19 protein-coding genes are annotated in these 22,785 nt (G+C 57.0%); 15 read left to right on the top strand and 4 right to left on the bottom strand.

The genetic code is table 11. From position 1 onward, the window contains the following. The 4 genes from F6R98_RS16665 (at position 1) to F6R98_RS16650 (ending at position 3,536) form a co-directional block, all read left to right on the top strand. Positions 1-222, top strand: coding sequence for a hypothetical protein (locus F6R98_RS16665; RefSeq protein WP_153250022.1), 222 nt, complete (start codon positions 1-3; stop codon positions 220-222). A 335-nt stretch (positions 223-557) separates the two neighbouring features. Next, positions 558-1,670 carry an alkene reductase gene (locus tag F6R98_RS16660; RefSeq protein ID WP_153250021.1) on the top strand — a complete coding sequence of 371 codons (1,113 nt, stop codon included), beginning with the start codon at positions 558-560 and terminating at the stop codon, positions 1,668-1,670. Positions 1,671-1,690: 20 nt separating this feature from the next. Further along, positions 1,691-2,746, top strand: a complete 1,056-nt coding sequence (locus F6R98_RS16655; protein ID WP_153250020.1) for an NAD(P)-dependent alcohol dehydrogenase — start codon at positions 1,691-1,693, stop codon at positions 2,744-2,746. Then, positions 2,736-3,536, top strand: coding sequence for an FkbM family methyltransferase (locus F6R98_RS16650; RefSeq protein WP_194269988.1), 801 nt, complete (start codon positions 2,736-2,738; stop codon positions 3,534-3,536). Before F6R98_RS16655 ends, F6R98_RS16650 begins: the two co-directional genes overlap by 11 nt. Before the next feature lie 16 nt (positions 3,537-3,552). Here the strand turns inward: F6R98_RS16650 and mfd are convergent, their stop codons facing one another. Further along, positions 3,553-7,032 carry a transcription-repair coupling factor gene (gene mfd / locus F6R98_RS16645; RefSeq protein ID WP_153250019.1) on the bottom strand — a complete coding sequence of 1,160 codons (3,480 nt, stop codon included), beginning with the start codon at positions 7,030-7,032 and terminating at the stop codon, positions 3,553-3,555. Between the two features lie 196 nt (positions 7,033-7,228). Between mfd and F6R98_RS16640 the strand changes: the two genes are divergently transcribed. Together F6R98_RS16640 and F6R98_RS16635 are read left to right on the top strand one after the other, a co-directional pair. After that, the gene (locus F6R98_RS16640; RefSeq protein WP_153250018.1) at positions 7,229-7,891 is read left to right on the top strand and encodes a hypothetical protein; all 663 of its coding nucleotides are present in this window, start codon (positions 7,229-7,231) and stop codon (positions 7,889-7,891) included. Between the two features lie 595 nt (positions 7,892-8,486). Next, positions 8,487-8,990: an RNA pyrophosphohydrolase gene (locus tag F6R98_RS16635; protein WP_153250017.1), complete on the top strand. Its 504-nt coding sequence runs from the start codon at positions 8,487-8,489 to the stop codon at positions 8,988-8,990. 16 nt (positions 8,991-9,006) lie between these two features. On the opposite strand, the gene purL is transcribed toward F6R98_RS16635, so the two are convergent. The 3 genes from purL to dapA are packed head-to-tail and all read right to left on the bottom strand — an operon-like array spanning position 9,007 to position 14,904. Then, positions 9,007-12,888, bottom strand: a complete 3,882-nt coding sequence (gene purL / locus F6R98_RS16630; protein ID WP_153250016.1) for a phosphoribosylformylglycinamidine synthase — start codon at positions 12,886-12,888, stop codon at positions 9,007-9,009. After that, positions 12,885-14,027 carry an outer membrane protein assembly factor BamC gene (bamC, locus tag F6R98_RS16625; RefSeq protein ID WP_153250015.1) on the bottom strand — a complete coding sequence of 381 codons (1,143 nt, stop codon included), beginning with the start codon at positions 14,025-14,027 and terminating at the stop codon, positions 12,885-12,887. The genes purL and bamC overlap by 4 nt, the downstream gene beginning before the upstream one ends. A gap of 1 nt (position 14,028) precedes the next feature. Further along, the gene (gene dapA / locus F6R98_RS16620; RefSeq protein WP_153250014.1) at positions 14,029-14,904 is read right to left on the bottom strand and encodes a 4-hydroxy-tetrahydrodipicolinate synthase; all 876 of its coding nucleotides are present in this window, start codon (positions 14,902-14,904) and stop codon (positions 14,029-14,031) included. A gap of 185 nt (positions 14,905-15,089) precedes the next feature. Here dapA and F6R98_RS16615 point away from each other — a divergent pair, with 185 nt between their 5' ends. The 9 genes from F6R98_RS16615 to truD all read left to right on the top strand — a co-directional run bounded on the left by F6R98_RS16615 (position 15,090) and on the right by truD (position 22,743). Beyond that, the gene (locus tag F6R98_RS16615; protein ID WP_153250013.1) at positions 15,090-15,623 is read left to right on the top strand and encodes a glycine cleavage system protein R; all 534 of its coding nucleotides are present in this window, start codon (positions 15,090-15,092) and stop codon (positions 15,621-15,623) included. A 5-nt stretch (positions 15,624-15,628) separates the two neighbouring features. Further along, entirely contained in the window at positions 15,629-16,111 is a 483-nt protein-coding gene (locus F6R98_RS16610) for a peroxiredoxin (protein WP_153250012.1), read from the top strand. Positions 16,112-16,174: 63 nt separating this feature from the next. Beyond that, positions 16,175-17,812, top strand: a complete 1,638-nt coding sequence (locus F6R98_RS16605) for a CTP synthase (protein WP_153250011.1) — start codon at positions 16,175-16,177, stop codon at positions 17,810-17,812. Continuing rightward, positions 17,809-18,633 (top strand): 3-deoxy-8-phosphooctulonate synthase, encoded by an 825-nt coding sequence (gene kdsA / locus F6R98_RS16600; protein ID WP_153250010.1) that lies wholly within the window; start codon positions 17,809-17,811, stop codon positions 18,631-18,633. Before F6R98_RS16605 ends, kdsA begins: the two co-directional genes overlap by 4 nt. 156 nt (positions 18,634-18,789) lie before the next feature. Next, a complete protein-coding gene (gene eno / locus F6R98_RS16595) occupies positions 18,790-20,073 on the top strand; it encodes a phosphopyruvate hydratase (RefSeq protein ID WP_153250009.1) in 1,284 nt (427 codons plus the stop codon). 14 nt (positions 20,074-20,087) lie between these two features. Further along, entirely contained in the window at positions 20,088-20,537 is a 450-nt protein-coding gene (ftsB, locus tag F6R98_RS16590) for a cell division protein FtsB (protein WP_153250008.1), read from the top strand. After that, the gene (ispD, locus tag F6R98_RS16585; RefSeq protein ID WP_228124928.1) at positions 20,500-21,240 is read left to right on the top strand and encodes a 2-C-methyl-D-erythritol 4-phosphate cytidylyltransferase; all 741 of its coding nucleotides are present in this window, start codon (positions 20,500-20,502) and stop codon (positions 21,238-21,240) included. Before ftsB ends, ispD begins: the two co-directional genes overlap by 38 nt. Continuing rightward, positions 21,228-21,713 (top strand): 2-C-methyl-D-erythritol 2,4-cyclodiphosphate synthase, encoded by a 486-nt coding sequence (gene ispF, locus F6R98_RS16580; RefSeq protein ID WP_153250006.1) that lies wholly within the window; start codon positions 21,228-21,230, stop codon positions 21,711-21,713. The genes ispD and ispF overlap by 13 nt, the downstream gene beginning before the upstream one ends. After that, positions 21,700-22,743 carry a tRNA pseudouridine(13) synthase TruD gene (truD, locus tag F6R98_RS16575; RefSeq protein WP_153250005.1) on the top strand — a complete coding sequence of 348 codons (1,044 nt, stop codon included), beginning with the start codon at positions 21,700-21,702 and terminating at the stop codon, positions 22,741-22,743. The genes ispF and truD overlap by 14 nt, the downstream gene beginning before the upstream one ends. Positions 22,744-22,785 lie beyond the last annotated feature (42 nt).

The raw sequence follows: 22,785 nt of genomic DNA, 5'->3' as shown, positions 1-22,785 counted from the left end.
ATGCGACCCTCACCCCGTGATATAGCCGCCCTAAACGATGTAGTCCATTCGGTTGCCGGATCGGGTGCGCGCATACGCGTCTTCGGATCGCGCCTGGATGACGGGGCAAAAGGCGGCGGTGTCGATATAATGGTGGAATCCGATACTCCAATAGAATCTCCTGCTGTGTTATCCGCGCGCATCTCCGTGCGCTCAACGGCCGCAATGTCGATGTGGCCTTGATCCGGCTTTCCAGCTCGGTCTTCTTCGCTTCCAGCGCTTCGATTTCGTCGATGAAGCGATTCATCTGCGCGATGCGCGGAACATGTAGCCGGGAACGCCCGCAGGGTTATCCGGGGCCGGAAAATCCGGCTGCTATCATTATGCGCTGAGCGTCGTCCGCCGGGGTTGATCAGGGGGATGCTGAAGTGTGGCCTGCATGGGAGCGTTGCTGGTATAAATTAAAACGAACATCTATACTTGAATCCTACTGTACATAGGGAGTAATCCATCAAGCAGGCTACGTTCACCGAGCATCGGCAATGAACTCTCCATAAATTTTTTAAGAGAACATCCATATGACGCAAGCCGAAAATAAAGAAACCGACCTGTTCGATCCTGTCGCGGTAGGCGCGTGGGTTTTACAGAATCGCATCGTCATGGCTCCGCTGACGCGCGCGCGCGTGGGCGAAAACGGGGTGCCGGGTGCGCTGCAGGCGCGATATTATGCTCAGCGCTCCAGCACCGGGTTGATTATCAGTGAAGCCGTCAATATTTCCCGGCAGGCGCGCGGTTATGCCTATACGCCCGGTATTTTCAACGAGCAGCAGGTGGAAGGCTGGCGTCAGGTTACTGAGGCGGTGCATGATGCCGGCGGCAAGATCGTCTGCCAGCTCTGGCACGTCGGCCGTTTTTCCCACCCGTCCCTGCAGCCGAGTAATGCGCTGCCGGTTGCGCCCTCTGCCATAGCGGCGGAAGGCGAAACCTTTACCCTGATCGGCATGCAGCCGGTGCCGACGCCGCGCGCGCTGGAAACCGGGGAAATCCCCGAAATCGTCGAGCAATACCGTCATGCCGCCGCATGTGCGCGCAGGGCCGGATTCGATGGCGTGGAAGTGCATGCCGCGAACTGCTATCTGCTGGAGCAGTTCATTCGCGATTCGACCAACCGTCGAACCGATGCTTACGGCGGCAGCAACGAAAACAGAACCAGACTGGTGCTCGATGTGGTGAAAGCCGTGGTTGATGAATGGGAGGGCGGCCAGCATGTCGGTATCCGTTTGTCGCCGGTTACTCCGAATGCCGGCAATACGCCGTTGGACAGCGATGTGATGGCGACCTATGGCTACCTGATCGAAAAGCTGAACTGGTTCGGACTGGCTTATCTGCATATGGTGGAAGGGGCCACAGGCATGTCGCGCGAAATTCCGGAAGGTGTGGACTTGCAGGCGCTGCGCGCGCATTTTGTCGGTCCGTATATAGCCAACAACCTGTATACGCGCGAGTTGGCGCTGGCGGCGCGGCGTGAACATCAGGCGGATCTGATTGCCTTCGGACGCCCGTTCATTGCCAATCCGGATCTGGTCGAACGCCTCAAGCGGAATGTGTTGCTGGCGGAAGCGCCCCAGACACTATGGTACGGCGGCGACGAACATGGTTATACCGATTGGCCGACATTCGCGGCCGACTGAACTTTTCCTGGAGTATTCGTATGTTAAAAAGCCACGGCTATGCCGCTTACGATGCGGCGACCCCTTTGCGTCCTTTCGGCTTCGAGCGCCGCGAGCCGCTTGCCGAAGATGTGCATATCGAAATTCTTTACTGCGGCGTCTGTCATTCGGATTTGCATCAGGTGCGTAACGAATGGGGCGGATCGCATTTTCCCTTGGTACCCGGACACGAGATCGTCGGGCGGGTTGCGGGCATCGGGGGAGCGGTAACACAATTCAAGCCGGGTGATCTGGTTGGGGTCGGCTGTCTGGTCGATTCCTGCAGAACCTGTCCAGAATGCGTGGATGATCAGGAACAGTATTGCGATCAACTTGTACTTACCTACAACAGCCATGACCGCCATAGCGGCGGCATGACCTATGGCGGTTACTCCAACCGGGTTGTCGTCGATCAGCGTTTCGTGCTGAAAATTTCCGAGCGGCTCGATCCTGCGGCGGCGGCGCCGTTGTTGTGCGCGGGCATTACCACCTGGTCGCCGTTGCGTCATTGGCGCGTCGGTCCGAGCCAGAAAGTCGGCGTGGTCGGGTTGGGCGGTCTGGGGCATATGGGCGTCAAGTTCGCGCATGCGTTTGGCGCCGAGGTGGTTTTGTTCACGACTTCGCCCGGCAAATCGGAAGATGCGCGCCGACTGGGCGCGGATGCGGTGGTTGTTTCAAAAAATGCAGAAGAAATGACGCGGCATTCCGGCAGTTTCGATTTCATACTCGATACGGTTGCCGCCGCGCATGATCTGGACCCTTATCTCACGCTGCTCAAACGCGACGGTACGCTTTGTCTACTGGGCGTTCCGGATCATCCTCATCCCGCGCCGAATGCCGCCAATCTGATATTCAAGCGCCGCAACCTGGCGGGTTCGCTGATAGGCGGGCTGCGCGAAACCCAGGAAATGCTGGATTTTTGCGCGGAGCATGGCATAGTTTCGGATATCGAGCAGATTCCGATGCAGCAAATCAATACCGCTTACCAGCGTATGTTGAAAGGCGATGTAAAATACCGTTTTGTCATAGATCTGGCTTCGTTGCAGGATGATCATTAATCCGATCAGACGGCCTTTGGCTTTTGTGCTTGCGGCTTCCGGACACGGAACATTGATAGTGAACCGGAATGACTGGATGATTGACGATAGCGGCGGCTATGGCGTCGGTTTCCAGATTATGCGCACCTCTTTTTTCGATCCGGAGGAGGTAAACGATGCGCTTACGCTGCTGAATTACCGGCGGCAGTTTTTCGGCGACGGCGTCGTTGCATTCGACTGCGGCGCCAACATCGGCGTGCATACCATAGAATGGGCCAAGTTCATGCATGGCTGGGGCGCGGCCGTGGCGATTGAGGCGCAGGAGCGGATTTATTATGCGCTGGCAGGGAATATCGCGATCAATAACTGTTTCAACGCTACGGCGATCAATGCCGCCGTGGGCAGCGCCGTCGGCGCCATGCATATTCCCAAACCGGATTATTTAAAACCGTCGAGTTTCGGTTCTCTCGAGCTGAAACAGCGTGAAAACAACGAATTTATCGGGCAGCCTGTCAGCTATGATCCGGAGCATTGCCATCAAGTTCCTGTGGTTTCCATAGACTCATTTCATCTTCCCAGGCTCGATTTAATCAAAATAGACGTCGAAGGCATGGAACAGGACGTGCTGGAAGGGGCCAGTCTGGCGATTGCGCAGCACAGACCGCAAATGCTGATCGAGTCGATCAAGTCGAACAGGGATGAAATTATCGCTTTTCTGGAAAGCAATGGTTATGAGTTCTTTGAAGCGGGAATCAATATACTTGCCGTTCACAGTTCCGATCCGACGCGCGAGCTGGTAAGGAAGCTTTGACTGTTCGCATCTTCAGTCAGCCATTGCCTTTTGGCGACAGCATTTCACACAAGGCTTTCAGAAATGCGATTTTTTCGTCGACCGTATCGAACGCCTGCAGGAAACGGATTTTATCCGGGCCGTCCATGCGGTAGATTCTGGATTGATTCTGGATCAGAAAAATAACTTGTACCGGGTCGATGTTGGCCTGGCTTCCGAACAGCATGCGTCCGCCGCTCGCTCCGGCTTCTATTTTACGCACGCCCAGTTTTTCAGCCGTCAGTTTTAACTCCGTTACCGCAAACAGCGTTTTGGTCGCCGGCGGCAGCAGGCCGAAACGATCTATCATTTCGATTTGCAGCGCGCGCAGGTCGCCGGCGTCGCGGGCACTGGCGATGCGCTTATACAATACCAGGCGCGTATGCACGTCCGGCAGGTAATCGTCCGGGATTAAAGCGGGCGATTGCAGATCGATTTCCGGGCCTGCGTCCATCGGCGCGTCCAGCTCGGGCTGCTTGCCGGACTTGAGCGCCTTGACCGCGCGCTCCAGCAGCTCCGAATACAGCGTGAAGCCGATTTCCTGAATTTGTCCGCTTTGCTCGTCGCCCAGCAACTCGCCGCAGCCGCGTATTTCCATGTCGTGCGTCGAAATCATGAAGCCCGCGCCCAGTTCGCCTGAGCTTTCTATCGCCTGCAGCCGTTTTGCGGCATCGGTAGAAATCAAGGCTTTGGGCGGCACGATCAGGTAGGCGTAGGCGCGGTGATGCGAGCGGCCGACGCGCCCGCGCAGCTGATGCAGTTGCGCCAGGCCGAGCTGATCGGCGCGGTTGATCAGCATGGTGTTGGCGCTCGGCACGTCGATGCCGCTTTCGATGATCGTGGTTGAAATCAGTAGATTGAAGCGCTGATGATAAAAATCCAGCATGATTTGTTCCAGCTCGCGTTCCGGCATCTGCCCGTGGGCGGTGCGAATGCGCGCTTCCGGCACCAGCGCGCCCAGTTCGCGCGCCATTTTTTCCATGGTCTCGATTTTATTGTGCAGAAAATAAGCCTGACCACCGCGCTTGATTTCGCGCGTAATCGCTTCCTGTATCAGGCTGTCGCTCCATTCATGCACGAAAGTTTGGATCGCATGGCGGTTGGCGGGTGGCGTTGCGATCAGGGAAATGTCGCGCAAGCCGCCCAAAGCCATATTCAGCGTGCGGGGAATCGGTGTCGCGGTGAGGGTCAGGAAGTCCAGTTCGCTGCGCAATTTTTTAAGATGCTCTTTCTGTGCGACGCCGAAGCGGTGCTCTTCGTCGATGATGGCGAGTCCCAGATTTTTGAAGCGAATGTCTTTCTGCAGTAGTTTGTGGGTGCCGATCATGATATCGATGCGCCCTTCCGCCAGCTCTTCGAGCAGCTGCGTCTGCTGCTTGCCTCCGACAAAGCGCGACAGCACGGCGATACGTATCGGCCAATCGGCGAAGCGGTCGCGGAAATTCTGGTAATGCTGCTGGGCGAGGAGCGTGGTTGGCACCAGTACCGCGACCTGACGGCTGTTCTGGGCGGCGATAAAGGCGGCCCGCATCGCCACTTCGGTTTTGCCGAAGCCGACATCGCCGCAAATGACGCGATCCATCGGGCGCGCCGCGCTCATATCTTCGATAACGCTCAGAATCGCATTTTCCTGGTCCGGCGTTTCCTCGAACGGGAAACTGGCGGCGAACGCCTGATACTCGTCGCTGAGACAGTTACAGGCATGACCTGGCATCGCCGCGCGGCGCGCATAAATATCCAGCAGTTCCGCCGCGACGTCGCGCGCGCGCTCGAATGCCTTGCGCTTGGCTTTTTGCCAGGTTTCGCTGCCCAGACGGTGCAGCGGCGCGGTATCTTCGCCGGCGCCGCTGTAGCGGTTGATCAAATGCAGCGACGAAACCGGCACGTAAAGCTTGTCGTGATTGGCGTATTCGAGCGCGAGGAATTCTCCTTCCATGCCTCCGACCGTAAGCCGTTGCAACCCCAGGTAGCGTCCCACTCCATGATCCTGATGCACCACCGGAGAACCTATTTCCAATTCTTCCAGGTTGCGCATCAGCGCGTCAAGATCGCGTTCATGGGTTTTTTTACGCCGTCGCCGCTGCTGGGCCTTTTCACCGGAAAGTTGCGTCTCGGTAACCAGCGCCATTCCGGCATCGGGCAGCCACAAACCGTTGCTCAGCGGCGCGACTACCAGAGCGAGTTTGTTGTCGCTTTCCAGAAAAGCGCGCCAGCCTTCCATTACGACGGGGCGCAGATCGTATTTGTGCAGGGTGTCCAGCAATGCTTCGCGATGCCCCGCCGTTTCTGCAATAAACAGCAGGCGCAGGTCGGCCTGATTTTCCCGGAAGGCATTCAGCGCGTGAAGCGGAAGTTTCTGGCGCGTATCCAGGGTCACATTGGGCAACTGCGGGCAGTTGAACACCTGTTGCCGGATATTGGAGTCCGGGGGCGCCGCGCCTATCAGAATTTTCTGAAACTCACTGAGCTTTTGTTCCAGCAGCATGGGATCGAGATAAAGCTTTTCGACCGGCAGCGCGGGGCGGTCGAGATTGGTTTTGCGGAGCTGGTATCGGTGCAGGGCCTCTTCATGAAAAGCGCCGGCCGCTTCCAGCACCGGGCCATGCATTATAAAAGTGGTTTGCGCAGGCAGATAATCGAACAGGGTTTCGGTATGGCTTACAAACAACGGAAGATAGCATTCTATGCCCCCCGGCAGGATGCTTTTGCTGACATCCTGGTACAGCGTATTAGCGCGGGTGTTGTCGGAAACCTGCTCGCGCCAGTTCTGCCGGAATAATTTGATAGCGGTTGCATCGAAGGGAAATTCGCGCGCCGGGTAGAGATTGATGGCTTCGACCTTGTCCAGCGAACGTTGATTTTCGGGGTCGAAGCTGCGTATCGAATCGACTTCCTCATCGAATAATTCGATGCGGTAGGGCAGGGTGCTGCCCATCGGAAACAGATCGACAATGGCGCCGCGCACTGCAAATTCGCCGTGCTCCAGGACTTGAGAAACGCATTGGTAACCGACGCTTTCCAGTGTCTGGCGCGTCGCTTCGATACTGAAACGGCTGCCGCGCTTCAAGGTGAAGGTGTTGGCCAGAATATGCGTGCGCGGCGCAAGCCGCTGCATCAGCGTCGATGCGGTCACCACCAGCACGCCCTGTCGCGTATCCGGCAGCAAGGCCAGTGTTTTTAAACGATGCGAGACGATTTCCGGGAGCGGCGAAAAAATATCGTAAGGCAGAATTTCCCAGTCGGGAAACTGCAGCACCTGAAAGTCGCCGTCGAGAAAAAACTTGAGTTCGTGCTCCAGACGCAGCAGGTTCGGCATGTCGAAAGTCACGACAATATTGAGTTGCCGGTTTTTTTGCGCCGCTCTGGCGATGGCGAGAGAGTCGCCGCAGCCGTGCAGACCGCTCCAGGCAATGCAATCGCCTCTTTGTCCGGGTAAGGTAGGATTGATAATAGGGTGCGAGGAGCGTGAGGCGGTCATTGCTGGGTGTTGTAGAGGTAGCCGGTTTTGTGTGTTTTGGTGAGAAGGCGCTGTTGCGTGTGCATGATACTATTTAAATGCCGTTTTGTGTGCGAGCGGAGTCATTCGTCCTAATTGACCCCAAAGGCATGATCTGTCATAGTTGCATTTCTGCAAGACCCAGTACCAGTCCGGCCGGGCTTCGATAGGGGAGTATATGCACCACCATGATAATAATAACTGGCAGCTTGTTCGCATTGAAACTGAACGGCAACGTGTTTTCCCATTGGAGTTTCGCGCTTTGCTGGCTGTTGCCGTATTGCTGCTTGCCAGCCTGATATTGCTGGCGACTGCCCGGCATCTGTTCGGGACGCTGGATGTTTCCCCCGCCTACGAATCGCCCGATAACGCCAAGTTGCGCCGTTATCAGAAACAGTTGAATACCCTCAAGGAGAATATGGCTGCCGCCGTATCCGGCAGTGTGGAAACACGAATGCGGCGTTTGGAGCAAATTGTCGCCGCCGGCACGGTAGGCAGTCAGGAAATACAGGCGCTGGAAGACCTCAGCCGCGATCTGCATGTGCTGGAAAACTATACTTCAGGCGGGAGCGGCCATGTGATGGATGCGGAGCGCCTGATGCATCCGCGTTTTCGTCCGCAAACCGCTGTTCTGTCCGATACCAGCCCAGATGCGAGGAACGATATCGCGCGCGAGCTGGCTCAGGTGAAACATCTGCTCTATTTCAGTTTTGCCTCTTGCGGAATGGCCCTGGTGCTGGTGGGCGGATACTGGTGGAGAAACGTGATCTTTGTGCGCCGGTTGCGTTTGGAGGCGGATACGCTCCGGCGCGTGGCTTTGCCTCGGCGGAATGATATTTGAAAGCGCTCTTGCGGCTGGAGAGCTTGTCGAACCATGAGCGGCCCTCCGATAGATTCAGGGCAATGCCCTTCGACAGGCGCAGGGCGAACGGAGTTTGATGGCTGATTCGGGATGTTATTTTTTACCATATCCTTACCAGCGGCCGCAAGAAAAGCGAGCCTGTCGATATACATAGACACGCCGGCGTGTCCTGTACAATAAACCACGCCGTATCCGTTCTTTCCTTTTCGAGTTGAGCCCATTCTGGGCCACAAACAGTGCCGACAGCCTTACTCCGGCACCAAAGCCTGTAGCTTTTGGAAGCGTTACCGGAATTTCTTTACTGAGCCGCACCTTAACTGGGTAGCCAGCCGCATTTAATGCGTATCCGGAGCCCTGTAATCTCTGGTGCAAAAACGCGTTTTGTGGAACAATGGCCTATCGGGTTTGTCTATCCGGTTATGCGCCGACGGTTATCGATCGTGGGAAAACTGCGCGTAGCAGCGTGGCAGACTAAATTTATAAATCGAGGGCGCTACCGGGCGGGCTGACGCAACCGAAGCCGGGGAGCGGAATCTTTGTTGTCGAGGACACCCTTCGGACTGGTAACATCACTATGATCGACCTTGAAGGATATCGCCTCAATGTAGGCATTGTCCTATGCAATCGTGACGGGCGCGTTTTCTGGGCTCGGCGGGCAGGGATGCGCTCATGGCAATTCCCACAAGGCGGCATCAAGTGCGATGAAGACCCTGAAACTGCAATGTACAGGGAGTTGTACGAAGAGGTCGGGTTGAAAAGCCACCATGTCAGGCTTATCGGCCGCACACAGGAGTGGCTGCGTTACGAGCTGCCGGATCGTTTTATCCGCAAAAACTCCCAGCCGCTGTGCATCGGTCAAAAACAGCTCTGGTTCATCCTTGCTCTGGAGGGCAATGAGTCCGATATTTGTCTAAATTACACGCCAAAACCGGAATTCGATGCCTGGCGCTGGATAGACTACTGGCAGCCCGTGAATGATGTAGTCTATTTCAAGCGCGAGGTATACCGGCAGGCGCTGCACGAGCTATCCTGCCATATGGAGCGAACCGTGGCGCCATCGATTATCAGCGCCGCCTGAGACTCCGTTTAGCCGATCATCCTACCCAGACTCTGGCGTTCCTGAATATTCTCATCCATGGACTGTACTCCTTCCAGTCCTGCGGGTGCCATGAATTCTGCACCGTTCTGAAACAACGCTCGGGGTGCGGCATCATGATGGTAAAGCGGCCATCCGGCACCGTCAGCGCGGTAACGCCATGCAGCGATCCGTTCGGGTTGTAGGGGTAACGCTCCGTAATCGCGCCGAGGTGATCGACATAGCGTATCGCAACGTAATCCTCCGTTTGCGCGGAATCGAATATTGCGCGTCCTTCGCCGTGCGAAACGACAACCGGCATGCGCGATCCTTCCATCCCGGTAAAGAAAATGGAGGGCGACGGCTGTACCTCGACCAGGCTGACGCGCGCTTCGAACTGTTCCGAGCCATTACGCGCAAAGAGCGGCCATGCGCCGGCGCCGGGGATCAACTCGCGCAGTTGCGACAGCATCTGGCAGCCGTTGCAAACGCCGAGCGCGAATGAATCGGAGCGCTCGAAAAATGCCTGAAACTGTTCGCGCAAATAGGTATTGAACAAAATCGATTTGGCCCAGCCTCCACCTGCGCCCAATACGTCGCCGTAGGAAAAACCGCCGCAAGCGGCCAGACCGGTAAAGTCGGTCAGGTCGACGCGGCGTTCCGCCAGATCGCTCATATGGACATCGATCGCCAAAAAACCCGCGCGTTCGAACGCCGCCGCCATTTCAGCGTGTCCGTTCACACCCTGTTCGCGCAAAATGGCGACAGCCGGGCGGGCGCGACCGATAAACGGTGCGGCCACATCTTCATTCAGGTCGAATGTCAAAGATGCGTGCAGGCCGGGATCGCCCATATCGAGCGCGGCGTTGAATTCGACGCGGGCGCTTTCTGGATTGTCTCGGAGCGTGCGCATACGATAACTGGTTTCCGACCAGGAATGGCGCAGGGAAGTTAAAATTTCGGCATACCAGATCACATTCTGGCGATAGACGACGATGCGCGCGTCCTCAATGGGGGCGCCTATATCATGGACATGGCCGACCAGTCCATGCTGCACGAAACACTCGCGCACGCTGTCCAGGTTATCCTGCTCAACCTGCAATACCAGCCCCAGCTCCTCGTTGAACAAGGCCGCGAACGGGTTTGTTCCCAGAGTATCGAGATGCAGCGCTACACCGCTATGCGAGGCGAACGCCATTTCACATATTGCGGCCCATAAACCGCCGTCCGAGCGGTCGTGACAAGCCAGCAGCAAGCTCCGGGCGTTGAGCGACTGCATCGCGGCGAAAAACTGCCGAAACAAGGCGGGGTCGTCCAGATCCGGGCAATCATTGCCCAGTTGACCATATACCTGCGCCAACACCGATCCGCCCAAGCGGTTTTTTCCTTGGCCGAGATCGACCAGCAATAATCGGGTGGGGCCCTTGTCCAGACGCAATTCGGGCGTCAGCGTCCTGGTGATATCGAGAACCGGCGCGAACGCCGAAACGATCAGCGACAAAGGCGATGTCATGGTTTTTTCCACGCTTCCCTGCCGCCATACCGCTTTCATGGACAAGGAGTCCTTGCCGACCGGTATTGCAATCCCCAGTGCCGGACACAACTCCAGCCCGACGGCGCGCACGGTATCGTAGAGCAACGCGTCTTCACCGGGACTGCCGGCAGCCGCCATCCAGTTCGCGGACAGCTTGACATCGCTCAATGAATCGATGGACGCTGAAATAATATTGGTCAAGGCCTCGCCTACGGCCATTCGGCCCGATGCCGGCGCGTTGATCAGCGCGAGCGGAGTACGCTCGCCTATGGCCATGGCTTCGCCGGTGAGCGCATGAAATCCTGAAGCGGTTACGCCGACGTTGGCAACCGGTACCTGCCATGGACCCACCAGCTGGTCGCGCGCGACCAGTCCGCCAACCGAGCGATCGCCGATGTGGATCAGAAAGCTCTTGTCGGCAACCGCCGGAAAGCGCAAGACACGGTGCGCAGCCTTGGAAATTTCGATCTGGGACAGGATCAACGGCTTAAGGTCGGGGGCAATATGCTCGGCCTTGCGCTCCATTTTCGGCGGTTTGCCGAACAGCAGGCTCATCGGAATTGCAATCGGCTGATTGTCAAAATGCCGGTCGGACAAGACCAGGTTTTCGTCTTCGGTCGCTTCGCCTATTACCGCATAAGGGCAACGTTCGCGATCGCAAAACTGCCTGAACAAATCGATACGGGCATGTTCTATCGCCAGAACATAGCGTTCCTGAGCCTCATTGCACCATATCTGCAGCGGCGACAGACCCGGTTCCGCCGTTGGCACATCGCGTAATTCGAAACGACCGCCACGGCCGGCATCGTGAATGATTTCCGGAACGGCATTGGATAATCCGCCCGCGCCGACATCGTGTATGGCCAGAATCGGGTTGGCTTCGCCCAGCGCTACGCATTGATTGATGACTTCCTGGCAGCGTCGTTCCATTTCCGGGTTGTCGCGCTGCACCGAAGCGAAATCGAGGTCTTCGCTGCACGCACCCGACGCCTGGGACGACGCCGCGCCGCCGCCCAGGCCGATCAGCATGGCCGGACCACCCAGCACGACGATAGGCGTTCCCGGCGTAATAACCCGCTTGCGGACATGCTCGGGCCGGATATGTCCCATGCCGCCGGCCAGCATGATTGGTTTATGATAACCGCGCAGGTTGTTCCTGCTGCCGCTTTCCTGTTCGAAGCTGCGGAAATAACCGGCAATATTGGGCCGACCGAATTCATTATTGAACGCCGCGCCGCCCAATGGTCCTTCCAGCATGATGCTCAGCGCGGATACCATGCGCTCCGGCTTGCCGGAGTCCAGTTCCCAAGGCTGAATAAAACCCGGTATGCGCAGGCTGGAAACGGAAAAGCCGGTTAAACCGGCTTTGCTCCAGGAGCCGCGCCCGGTGGCGCCTTCATCGCGTATCTCCCCGCCGGAGCCCGTTGCTGCGCCGGGGTAGGGCGATATCGCGGTAGGGTGGTTGTGCGTTTCCACCTTCATCAATATAGGCAGGCTCATGCGCTGATAGGCATACGCGCGCGTCTCTGCTTCACGCACCAAAAGCTCAGTCTCCGCTCCCTCGATAACCGAGGCGTTGTCGCTATAGGCCGTCACGATGCCTTGCGGGCTGCAGGCGCTGGTATGCCGTATCATACCGAACAGCGTATCCGGTTGCGGTGTATCGTCGATCTGCCAGCGCGCGTTAAAAATTTTGTGCCGGCAGTGCTCGGAGTTGGCCTGTGCGAACATCATCAATTCAACATCGGACGCGTCACGCCCCAGCGCGCTGAAGCTAACGTAGAGATAATCGAGCTCGTCGTCCGACAGCGCCAGACCGAGCGTATCGTTGGCGTTGGCCAGCGCACCGCGTCCCTCGGTCAGCAGCGGCACTGTAGACAGCGGAGCATCGGGCCTACGGCTGAAGACGAGATCGCTTTGTCCATGCTTCAGGGCGGCCTGGGTCATCCGGTCATGCAACAGTGCGGCTATTTTGCCTTTCGCGTCAAATTCTTCAACGCTGCCGGAGTATCGGAAGCGGTACTCGATACCGCGCTCGATACGCTGCACGGCAAACAATTCGCAGCGTCTCGCGATTTCGCTCGCTTTGCTGGACCATGGCGAAAGCGTACCCAGGCGCGGCGCAACCAGATACCCGGGCGCATTATCCTCGTTCAAAGGCGCTGCTTCATTGTCATTCCGTCCGTAATCGAGTATTCGCTCCAGCACGGCGCGTTCATGCGCCGTTAATTGGCCGGATAATTCGATCAGGTGCACGAAATGCGCGGAAACGGCGCTAATACCGCCGTCGATAGCGCTAACCGAGTCAAGCAGTCTGTTGAGACGAAAGCCGGAAAGGGCCTGGGCTCCGGGGACTGTCAGTATCATTTCGAAGCCGGTTTCGCGAGCTCGTCCAGGCCGTGCTGCAGCTGTGTAATCAATTTAAGCCCCAAACCATCGGAAACCGGTTTGTTGGATGCATCCAGCACATGAACGCGTGTAAGACCGCCGTACGGCTCCAGCTTCAGATGAAATGATTCCGTTGCCTCATTGGAGCCGCCCAGCGCGGTCGTGAAAGAAGACCACGCCCCGCCCTCTTGTTCCTTGCCGTTGTAATCAACGAAGTACAATTGACCCGAGCGGTTCTTGTCGGTTACCTTGACTTCCATCTGGCTCAAGGCGCGACCGACATAATTCCAGCTTTCCGCCGCCGGCGCCTGTATGTCGACGACGGGCGCGCCCCGATCGTCTTGTTTCAGGCTGGAGACCACCGTCGCTCCGGATTGCGGCTCACCCGGTAAGGCGCTCTTGATAAACTCCTGTTTTTCGAAACCGTCCAGAGTATCGCTCAGTTTTTTGAGTAGTCTGAGTCCCGCGCCCTGCAATACCGGTTTGCCTGCGTTGTCCAGCACGTAGATATGGGTGTGGCTGTCTTTCGGCTCCAGCTTCACATGGAATTGTTCGGCTTTTTCATCGGGCGCCGCGCTATCGTCGCCTCCGAGCAAGGATTGCCACCATCCCTGTTCATCATTGGTTTTGCCGCTTTTCTCGCCTCCGAAATAGACGAAATACTGCCGGTCGCTACGGCTCTGTTCGGTAACCTCGAGTTCCAGGCGTCCCATGGCGCGACCGACTAAATTCCAGGTTTCGGCAAACGGCGCGGCGACATCCACGAACGGCACATCGTCATCACCTTGAGCCAGGACGGCAACTATCGCCTTGGTTCGCTTGGCGGGCATCGCCAGTTCGGACGATTTGACATTCGATGTGTCGGCAATCTGCTCGTTCGATTGCGAAGCCAGAGCATCGCGTGCGCCTCCACCGTTTCCAGGCAGCCCCTTGATGGTGGATGAAGTCAGGTCCGGCGGAATTTCCAGCGGCGGGATATCCTCGCTGTAGCGATATGCTTTCTGTTTGTCCGGAAAAAGATCGGTAATGTAACTACATCCCGTCAACGCAACCATGAAGCCCAATGCAACTATCGTTCTAAACATGCTTTTCTGATCCGCTTCTTTCATATTATCCATCTTAAATCGGCACGTTCGCCTGATGCATCGCCGCGCGTATTACCGGCTCGCTTGCGTTGGTGAGCCGCGTCAGCGGCAAACGAATCCCTTTTCCGTATCCCATTGCAGATGCCGCCCATTTGACCGGAATCGGATTGGATTCGATAAACAGAGCCTTATGCAAACCCGAAAGCTTGCCGTCGATAGCAAGCGCGATTTCCCGGTCGCCGGATATCGCGGCGGCGCACATGCTGTGCATGAGCCCGGGCGCTACGTTGGCCGTCACCGAAATTACCCCTTTCCCGCCCTGCAGGCAGAATTCGCAAGCGCTGGCATCGTCTCCTGAATACAGTAAAAAGCCGGGTTTCGACAAACGTAGAATTTCATGCAGGCGGTCAAGATTTCCGGTCGCTTCCTTGATCCCGATAATATTCGGCACAAAGGACAGGCGCGCCGCCGTTTCCGGCAGCATGTCGCAGACTGTTCGTCCGGGTACGTTGTAGAGAATCTGGGGGATGTCGACTGCCTCGGCAATCGTCTTGTGATGGAGGTATAGACCCTCCTGGGTCGGCTTGTTGTAATAAGGTGTCACCAGTAAACAGGCATCGGCTCCTTCGCTCCAGGCGCGCCGGGTCAGGTTCACCGCCTCGCGCGTCGAATTTGACCCGGTTCCGGCTATCACCGGAATGCGTCCGGCAACCTGTTTCACTACTCGAGCGATAACCGCGCAATGTTCGTCTTCATCCAGCGTTGCTGATTCCCCCGTCGTTCCCACGGCAACGATGGCGTCGGTACCCTGTTCTATGTGAAACTCGACCAGCCGGTCAAGCGCGGATAAATCCAGCCCGCCCGCTTCGTCCATCGGCGTAACCAATGCCACGATGCTACCTTGTATCATGCGCCTTTCCCCAGCACCCAACAATAAAGTCCCATGTTACCGTGCAAGCTGTATTTCTGACAACCGGAAAGAATAAGGTTGCTTTGAATTATGGGACGGAAATGGCTCGTAAACTGTCATGGGGCAGATCATAAGCGGCTTTTGTGCTAGACTTGGGCCGTTAAGAAAGCGAGAACCTCTGTACGATGCGACTTGTTATTACGCTAGCCGGTGAAAATCGGCCGGAACTTATCATGGAATTGACGCGTCTGGTCAAGGAGTGCAAATGCACGATCCTGGAAAGCCGCATGACCGAGCTGGAAGACGACTTTGCCGCGCATATGATGGTCGAGGCCAACTGGAACCATATTGTCAGGCTGGAAGACAGTCTGGAAGCTTTCGGCAACCGCTACCCGCTCAAAATTCAGCATTTGCGTGGCAGGGAAACGCCTAAAAACGAAGAAGAGCAGGCTGCGCTTCCCTACGCCGTCGATATCGTCGCCGGCGACCAGCTCGAAAACATACATGAACTTGCCGAATTCTTTTTCAACCGGGATATCCGCGTTATCGATGTCAGCACCAGCCGCTATCCCGCCCCTTTCAGCGCCAGTCCGCTGTTTCTGGCTCATCTGATCGTGATCATCCCGAGCCAGTTGAAAATTGTGAGTTTGCGCGACGATTTTCTCGAGTTTTGTGATCAACAAAACCTCGACGCAATATTGGAACCCATCAAACGTTAACGATTATGAACACGCCCGTCGTAGGACAAACCGTAGCCGATTTTACCGCGCCAACCACGGACGAAACGCCCTTCGTCTTTTCATCATTGCGCGGACATCCAGTGGTGATCTACTTTTATCCCAAAGACAGCACGCCCGGCTGCACACAGGAAGGACAGGACTTCAATGCCCTGCTGCCGCAGTTTCAGGCGTTGAACTGCGAGATTGTGGGCGTTTCGCGTGATAGCCTGAAATCCCACCAGAATTTTCGCTGCAAACAGAACTTCGCATTCCATCTGCTGTCCGATCCGGAGGAAACGCTTTGCGCCTTGTTCGATGTTATCCGCATGAAGAACATGTATGGTAAACAGGTGCGGGGTATAGAGCGCAGTACCTTCCTGATCGACGCCAATGGCGTGCTGATCGCCGAATGGCGCAAACTCAGCGTCAACGGCCATGCGCAAATTGTGCTGGATACGCTGAGGGAACATGCTGTAAACCGTCCGTGAAGACTGCTGTTTTACCCAATGAGAACCAAATAATCCGGTGATTCCTTAACTATTAGCTTTCGCATGACCAAATACATATTTATCACCGGTGGCGTTGTTTCCTCGCTCGGTAAAGGCATCGCAGCGTCGTCTCTCGCCGCAATACTGGAAGCGCGCGGCCTGCGCGTAACCATGACCAAGCTGGACCCCTACATCAATGTAGACCCCGGCACCATGAGCCCCTACCAGCACGGCGAAGTCTTCGTAACCGAAGACGGCGCCGAAACCGATCTGGATCTGGGGCATTACGAACGCTTCCTGCGCACCACCATGCGCAAGGTCAACAACTTCACCACCGGGCAGATTTACGAAAACGTCATCCGCAAGGAACGCAGAGGCGAGTATCTCGGCGCTACCGTGCAAGTCATTCCGCATATTACCGATGAAATCAAGCGCGTCATCGGCTTGAGCGGGGACGGCTACGACATCGCGCTGATCGAAATCGGCGGTACCGTGGGCGATATAGAATCGCTGCCGTTCCTGGAAGCGATCCGGCAAATGCGCGTCGACCTGGGCGAAGACCATACCTTGTTCATACACCTGACTCTGGTACCGTACATCGCCAGCGCCGGAGAGTTGAAAACCAAGCCTACGCAGCACTCGGTAAAGGAATTGCGCACCATCGGCATCCAACCCGATATTTTGATCTGCCGTTCGGACCGTGCCATCCCGCAAGGCGAGCGCAAAAAAATTGCCTTGTTCACCAACGTACACGAGAGTGCGGTTTTTTCCGCCGTCGACGCCGACTCCATTTACCGCATACCCTCAATGCTGCATGAGCAGGGGCTGGATGAAGTCGTGATCAGAAAATTGCATCTCGACGCGCCGGCGGCCAACCTGAGCGAATGGAACAAGGTTATCGACAAACTGGCGTCGCCGCGCACCGCTGTCACCATCGCCATGGTCGGCAAGTATGTCGACCATCCGGACGCCTACAAGTCGCTGACCGAAGCGCTGATCCATGCGGGCATACACACCGGCATACAAGTCGATATCCGTTACATCGAAGCGGAAGAAATCGAAGCCCACGGCACAGCCAACCTCGAAACCGTGGACGCAATCCTGGTTCCCGGCGGTTTTGGCGAGCGAGGCATCGCAGGCATGATCGCGGCCGCGCAGTTTGCGCGCGAACGCCGCGTCCCTTATCTGGGCATCTGCCTGGGTATGCAGATAGCGGTTATCGAATTTGCCCGCCATGTCGCCGGTCTCGAAAAAGCGGACAGCACCGAGTTCGTAGCCGATACGCCTTATCCGGTTATCGCGTTGATCACAGAATGGATCGATTCGTCCGGCCAGGTCGAACAGCGCGAAGAGGGCGGAGATCTGGGCGGCACCATGCGTCTGGGCGCGCAGCAGTGCGCGCTGATTCCGGGTACGCTTGCGCACCGGCTTTATGACGCCGCCGACATTACCGAACGCCATCGCCACCGTTACGAGTTCAATAATCGTTACCTGGAACAGCTGGAAGCGGCGGGACTGCGCATATCCGGAAAATCCATGGACGGCAGCCTGGTTGAAATGATAGAACTCGCCGATCATCCCTGGTTTCTGGCCTGTCAGTTCCATCCGGAGTTCACTTCGCGTCCGCGCGACGGACATCCGTTGTTTACCGGTTTCGTGCAGGCGGCGCATCATTACAAGAAAGGACATGCAGCATCATGAAGCTTTGCGGTTACGAAATCGGTCCTGATCAACCCCTGTTTCTGATTGCAGGCACCTGCGTGATCGAAAGCGAAGCGCTGGCGCTGGATACCGCGGGCAAACTGAAAGAAATAACCGGCGCGCTCGGCATGCCTTTTATTTACAAATCTTCTTTCGATAAGGCCAACCGTTCCTCTCACCTAAGCTACCGCGGGCCGGGTCTGGAGCAGGGACTGAAAGTACTCGAAAAGGTGCGCGTGCAAATCGGCGTCCCGGTACTGACCGATGTGCACGAGGATACGCCGCTGGATGAAGTCGCCGCCGTGGTCGACGTATTGCAAACGCCGGCTTTTTTGTGCCGGCAAACCGATTTCATACAGCGTGTCGCCGCTGCCGGCAAGCCGGTCAATATCAAAAAGGGCCAGTTCATGGCGCCGCAGGACATGAAGCATGTTGCCGCCAAGGCTCAGGCGACCGGTAACCCGAACATCATGGTGTGCGAACGCGGCGTTTCCTTCGGGTATAACAACCTGGTTTCGGATATGCGTTCGCTGGTTATTATGCGCGAAACAGGGTGCCCGGTCGTTTTTGACGCCACGCATTCGGTGCAGCTCCCCGGCGGGCAAGGCACGGCATCCGGCGGCCAGCGCGAGTTTATCCCCGCGCTGGCGAAAGCTGCGGTGGCGGTAGGCATTTCCGGGCTGTTCATGGAAACTCATCCGAAGCCGGAAGAAGCCTTGAGCGACGGACCCAATTCGTGGCCGCTCGGTCAGATGCGGGCGTTGCTGGAACTACTGGTTGGCATCGACCGTATTGTTAAAAACAAGCCGCCGGCTCGATAGCGTCGTAATCACAATGTAACGTTATATTTATGTAATGTGTGATAGTTTTGTTTTGCAATACGAAACAACATCAACGGAGGAGGCACGGAATGCACTCCCGCACCAAGGTAGGAAAACCGCTCCCGTTTCGTCAAACACACAAATCATGGTGCAGAAATGAGCAAAATAGTAGACATCAGAGCGCGTGAAGTGCTCGATTCCAGAGGCAATCCAACCGTAGAAGCAGACGTCGTTCTCGATTCCGGCAGTATCGGCAGTGCGATTGTACCGTCAGGCGCATCCACAGGCACGCGCGAAGCCTTGGAACTGCGCGACGGCGACAAAACCCGTTTCCTGGGTAAAGGCGTACTCAAGGCGGTGGAAAATATCCATAATATCCTGCGTCCCCGGCTTATCGGCCACGACAGTCATGATCAGCAGGGTCTGGATGAACGTATGATCGAGCTGGACGGCACCGACAACAAGAGCAAGCTCGGCGCGAACGCCTTGTTGGCGGTTTCCCTCGCCAACGCGCATGCCGCCGCCAATAATCTCAAAAAACCCCTGTATGAATTGCTGAACGACTCAGGCCGGTTCGTGCTGCCGGTGCCGATGATGAACATCATCAATGGCGGCGCGCATGCCGACAACAGCCTGGATGTCCAGGAGTTCATGATCGTGCCGGCAGGCGCTCCGAGCTTCCGTGAAGCGCTGCGTTACGGCGCCGAAGTTTTCCATCATCTGAAAAAAGTGCTGCATGAGCGCGGATTCAGTACCGGCGTAGGCGATGAAGGCGGTTTTGCGCCCAACCTGCCCAATAACGAGGCCGCGGTCGGCATCATACTGGAAGCGATAAACAACGCAGGCTACACTGCGGGCAAGGATATCTTCCTGGCGCTTGACGTCGCCAGCTCCGAATTCTACAAGGATGGCGTCTACGAGTTATCGGCGGAGAATCGCAAGCTTAATAGCGCGGAACTGACCGACTACCTTTCCGCCTGGGTCGATAAATACCCGTTGATCAGCATCGAAGACGGGCTGGCCGAGGGCGACTGGGACGGCTGGAAATCGCACACCGAAAAGCTGGGCGGCAAAATCCAGCTGGTCGGCGACGATTTGTTCGTCACCAACACTGCGATCTTCAAGCAAGGCATAGACAAGGGCATCGCCAATGCCATCCTGATCAAGGTCAACCAGATCGGCACCTTGACCGAAACCTTGCAGGCAATTGCGATGGCGCGGGCGGCCGGTTATGGCGCGATAATTTCGCATCGCTCCGGCGAAACCGAGGACACCACCATTGCCGATCTGGCGGTCGCCAGCGGCGTGGGCCAGATCAAGACCGGTTCATTGAGCCGTTCCGATCGCGTCGCCAAATACAACCGCTTGTTGCGTATTGAAGAAGCATTGGGCGAGCGCGCGGTTTATGCGGGGAAAACCGTGCTCAGAACTGCGGGCTGACTGCCTGGGCGGCGATGCGTAAACTGCTTCTATTCCTGATTATTGTTCTGATTTTACTCCAGTTCCGGCTCTGGTTTGGCGACAGCAACCTGCTTGAACTGGAGGAGCTCAAACAACGAGCGGATGAGCTCACCCAGCGCGTCCACGAGCGCAAGGAGCGCAATGCAGCCCTGGAAGCTGAAATCATGGATCTGAAGCGCGGCACCGATGCCATAGAAGAACGCGCCCGCTTCGATCTCGGCATGATACGCGAGGGCGAGCACTTCATTCAGGTGCTGGAAAATCCGCAGCAGGAGCCTGAAACCGCTGTCCCGCAAAACAGTGCGCCTGAAATCAAAAAAGCTGCCCGCCCCGTAGCGCCAAAAGCAAAACCCAGGCACACAGCTCAACGTGCCGAAGCGGCAACGCCCGCAACAACGGCAGACCATGCTGCTTCCGAAAACTACACAATCAGCGATGAATAACAGCGTTACCCCGAAATTCTGGGGCATAGTGCCCGCAGCCGGGGCGGGAAAACGCATGGGCGCATCGATACCCAAGCAATATCTTTCCATACGCGGAAAACCGGTGTTGGCGCATACGCTGGAACGGCTGCTGGCGGTAATCGAAATCGAACAGCTGATCGTGGCGCTGAGTCCTGAAGATGAGTATTGGGAAACGCTTGCGCTGACCGCTCATCCACGTATCCGGAGAGTAAACGGTGGAAAGGAAAGAGCGGACTCCGTGCTCTCGGCGCTGCAATATCTTTCCGGTTTCGCCACGGCGGACGACTGGGTGCTGGTGCACGACGCGGCGCGTTTGTGCATCACCGTATCCGATGTCCGGCGCTTGATCGAGCAAATGCGCCACCACCCGGTGGGTGGCATACTCGCCGCGCCCAGCAGCGATACCCTCAAGGAAGTCAGCGGCAGCGACATCCTCGCCACGGCGGATCGCAGCCGGATCTGGCGCGCGCAAACGCCGCAAATGTTTCGTCTGCACGCGCTGAAAAATGCGCTGGAGCAGGCCGCCTGCTCCGGTATGGCCGTCACCGACGAAGCCAGCGCGCTGGAATTGCAAGGTCTGCAGCCCGCCATTGTCGAAGGACGCGCCGACAATATCAAAATCACCCGGCCGGAAGATCTTGCTCTGGCCGCTTTTTACCTGGAGCAACAATGTTCAGAATAGGCCAGGGCTACGACGCCCACAAATTCAAGGAAGGCGATCACATCGTACTCGGCGGTGTCGGCATACCGTTCACGCTGGGCATGGCCGCGCATTCCGACGGCGATGTCGCATTGCACGCGCTGTGCGACGCGCTGCTCGGTGCGGTGGCGCTGGGCGACATCGGCAAACACTTCCCCGATACCGACAATCGTTACAAGGGCATCGACAGCCGCATATTGCTGCGTGAAGTGGCTAAAAAGATTGCGGAGCAAGGCTATATCGTCGCCAATGTCGACCTCACCATCATCGCTCAGGCTCCGCGCATGGCCGCTCATATACCACAAATGCGCGTCTTTATCGCCGACGACCTCGGCATCGCCGTGGATCGCGTCAACGTCAAGGCGACCACAACCGAAGGCATGGGCTTCGAGGGACGCGGAGAGGGTATTTCGGCGATGGCGGTTACACTGTTGCAACGCAGTGACCGGCATTGATCTGCCTTACGCCTATGGCGGCGCTACGGGCAGCGGCATATTGAAACAAACGCCGGAAGACTTTGCGGTCGAAGAAATACTCGGCTTTGCTCCCTCGGGCGAGGGCGAGCATGTTTTCCTGGATGTGGAAAAAACCGGCGCAAATACCGATGATGTAGCCGTGCGCATCGCCGAATTCGCAGGCGTTACACGGATGTCGGTCAGTTATGCGGGGCTCAAGGACCGCCATGCGCGCACCCGCCAATGGTTCAGCGTGCATCTGCCCGGCAAACTGGACCCGGACTGGCAGGCACTGAACAGCCCGGAGCTGCGCGTGCTGGAAGCATGCCGTCATAATCGCAAACTGAAAAAGGGAACGCTCAAAGGCAACCGCTTTCACCTGCGCATCCGACGGCTGGAAGCTGACCGGGCGCTGCTGGAACAGCGTTTGCGGCAGATAGCGCGCGACGGCGCACCGAACTATTTCGGCCCTCAGCGCTTCGGACACGGCGGACAAAACATCGACAAGGCGAAAGCGCTGTTCGACGGCAGCCTGGCCACGCGCAACCGCCATCTGCGCGGCATTTATCTCTCCGCCGCGCGCAGCCATATTTTCAACCTGATTCTGGCCGAGCGCGTGCGCCGGCAAAACTGGAACCGGGCGCTGGAAGGCGACGCGTTTACCTTTCCCGATTCGCACAGTTTTTTTTGCGGCGCGCTGACGCCGGAAATATTGGAGCGCGTAGCCGCTTTCCAAATCCACCCGAGCGGGCCGCTCTGGGGCACAGGCGAACTGCCCACCCGCTCCGAAGCGCGTGAACTGGAAGCTGCGGTTGCGGAGCAGGAAGCAGAACTCTGTCGCGGACTGGAGCGTAACAACGTGGAAATGGCGCGCCGCGCCTTGCGCATTAATCCGGGCGAATTTGGCTGGGAGCTGGGTGGCAACGGCGAGGACGGCGAACAGTTGCTGGTCAGCTTTACGCTGCCGGCAGGCGCTTATGCCACGACCGCATTAAGAGAAGCATTGGTGTTTGACGCGGCATTTGATTAGTTCCACCCACCAATAAACTCTGTTAATAAACCAATCGCGGGC

Source organism: Candidatus Methylospira mobilis (assembly GCF_009498235.1).
GTDB classification, from domain to species: Bacteria; Pseudomonadota; Gammaproteobacteria; order Methylococcales; family Methylococcaceae; genus Methylospira; species Methylospira mobilis.
This window is presented reverse-complemented; position numbering and strand designations above follow the sequence as displayed.

Excerpts from the sequence above, each read along its gene's own strand:
- F6R98_RS16650 (WP_194269988.1), top strand. The coding sequence starts at position 2,736 with ATGATCATTAATCCGATCAGACGGCCTTTGGCTTTTGTGCTTGCGGCT.
- F6R98_RS16605 (WP_153250011.1), top strand. The coding sequence starts at position 16,175 with ATGACCAAATACATATTTATCACCGGTGGCGTTGTTTCCTCGCTCGGT.
- ftsB (WP_153250008.1), top strand. The coding sequence starts at position 20,088 with ATGCGTAAACTGCTTCTATTCCTGATTATTGTTCTGATTTTACTCCAG.
- F6R98_RS16660 (WP_153250021.1), top strand. The coding sequence starts at position 558 with ATGACGCAAGCCGAAAATAAAGAAACCGACCTGTTCGATCCTGTCGCG.
- eno (WP_153250009.1), top strand. The coding sequence starts at position 18,790 with ATGAGCAAAATAGTAGACATCAGAGCGCGTGAAGTGCTCGATTCCAGA.
- F6R98_RS16665 (WP_153250022.1), top strand. The coding sequence starts at position 1 with ATGCGACCCTCACCCCGTGATATAGCCGCCCTAAACGATGTAGTCCAT.
- bamC (WP_153250015.1), bottom strand. The coding sequence starts at position 14,027 with ATGGATAATATGAAAGAAGCGGATCAGAAAAGCATGTTTAGAACGATA.
- ispD (WP_228124928.1), top strand. The coding sequence starts at position 20,500 with ATGCTGCTTCCGAAAACTACACAATCAGCGATGAATAACAGCGTTACC.
- F6R98_RS16635 (WP_153250017.1), top strand. The coding sequence starts at position 8,487 with ATGATCGACCTTGAAGGATATCGCCTCAATGTAGGCATTGTCCTATGC.
- purL (WP_153250016.1), bottom strand. The coding sequence starts at position 12,888 with ATGATACTGACAGTCCCCGGAGCCCAGGCCCTTTCCGGCTTTCGTCTC.
- mfd (WP_153250019.1), bottom strand. The coding sequence starts at position 7,032 with ATGACCGCCTCACGCTCCTCGCACCCTATTATCAATCCTACCTTACCC.
- F6R98_RS16615 (WP_153250013.1), top strand. The coding sequence starts at position 15,090 with ATGCGACTTGTTATTACGCTAGCCGGTGAAAATCGGCCGGAACTTATC.
- F6R98_RS16640 (WP_153250018.1), top strand. The coding sequence starts at position 7,229 with ATGCACCACCATGATAATAATAACTGGCAGCTTGTTCGCATTGAAACT.
- dapA (WP_153250014.1), bottom strand. The coding sequence starts at position 14,904 with ATGATACAAGGTAGCATCGTGGCATTGGTTACGCCGATGGACGAAGCG.
- ispF (WP_153250006.1), top strand. The coding sequence starts at position 21,228 with ATGTTCAGAATAGGCCAGGGCTACGACGCCCACAAATTCAAGGAAGGC.
- kdsA (WP_153250010.1), top strand. The coding sequence starts at position 17,809 with ATGAAGCTTTGCGGTTACGAAATCGGTCCTGATCAACCCCTGTTTCTG.
- F6R98_RS16655 (WP_153250020.1), top strand. The coding sequence starts at position 1,691 with ATGTTAAAAAGCCACGGCTATGCCGCTTACGATGCGGCGACCCCTTTG.
- F6R98_RS16610 (WP_153250012.1), top strand. The coding sequence starts at position 15,629 with ATGAACACGCCCGTCGTAGGACAAACCGTAGCCGATTTTACCGCGCCA.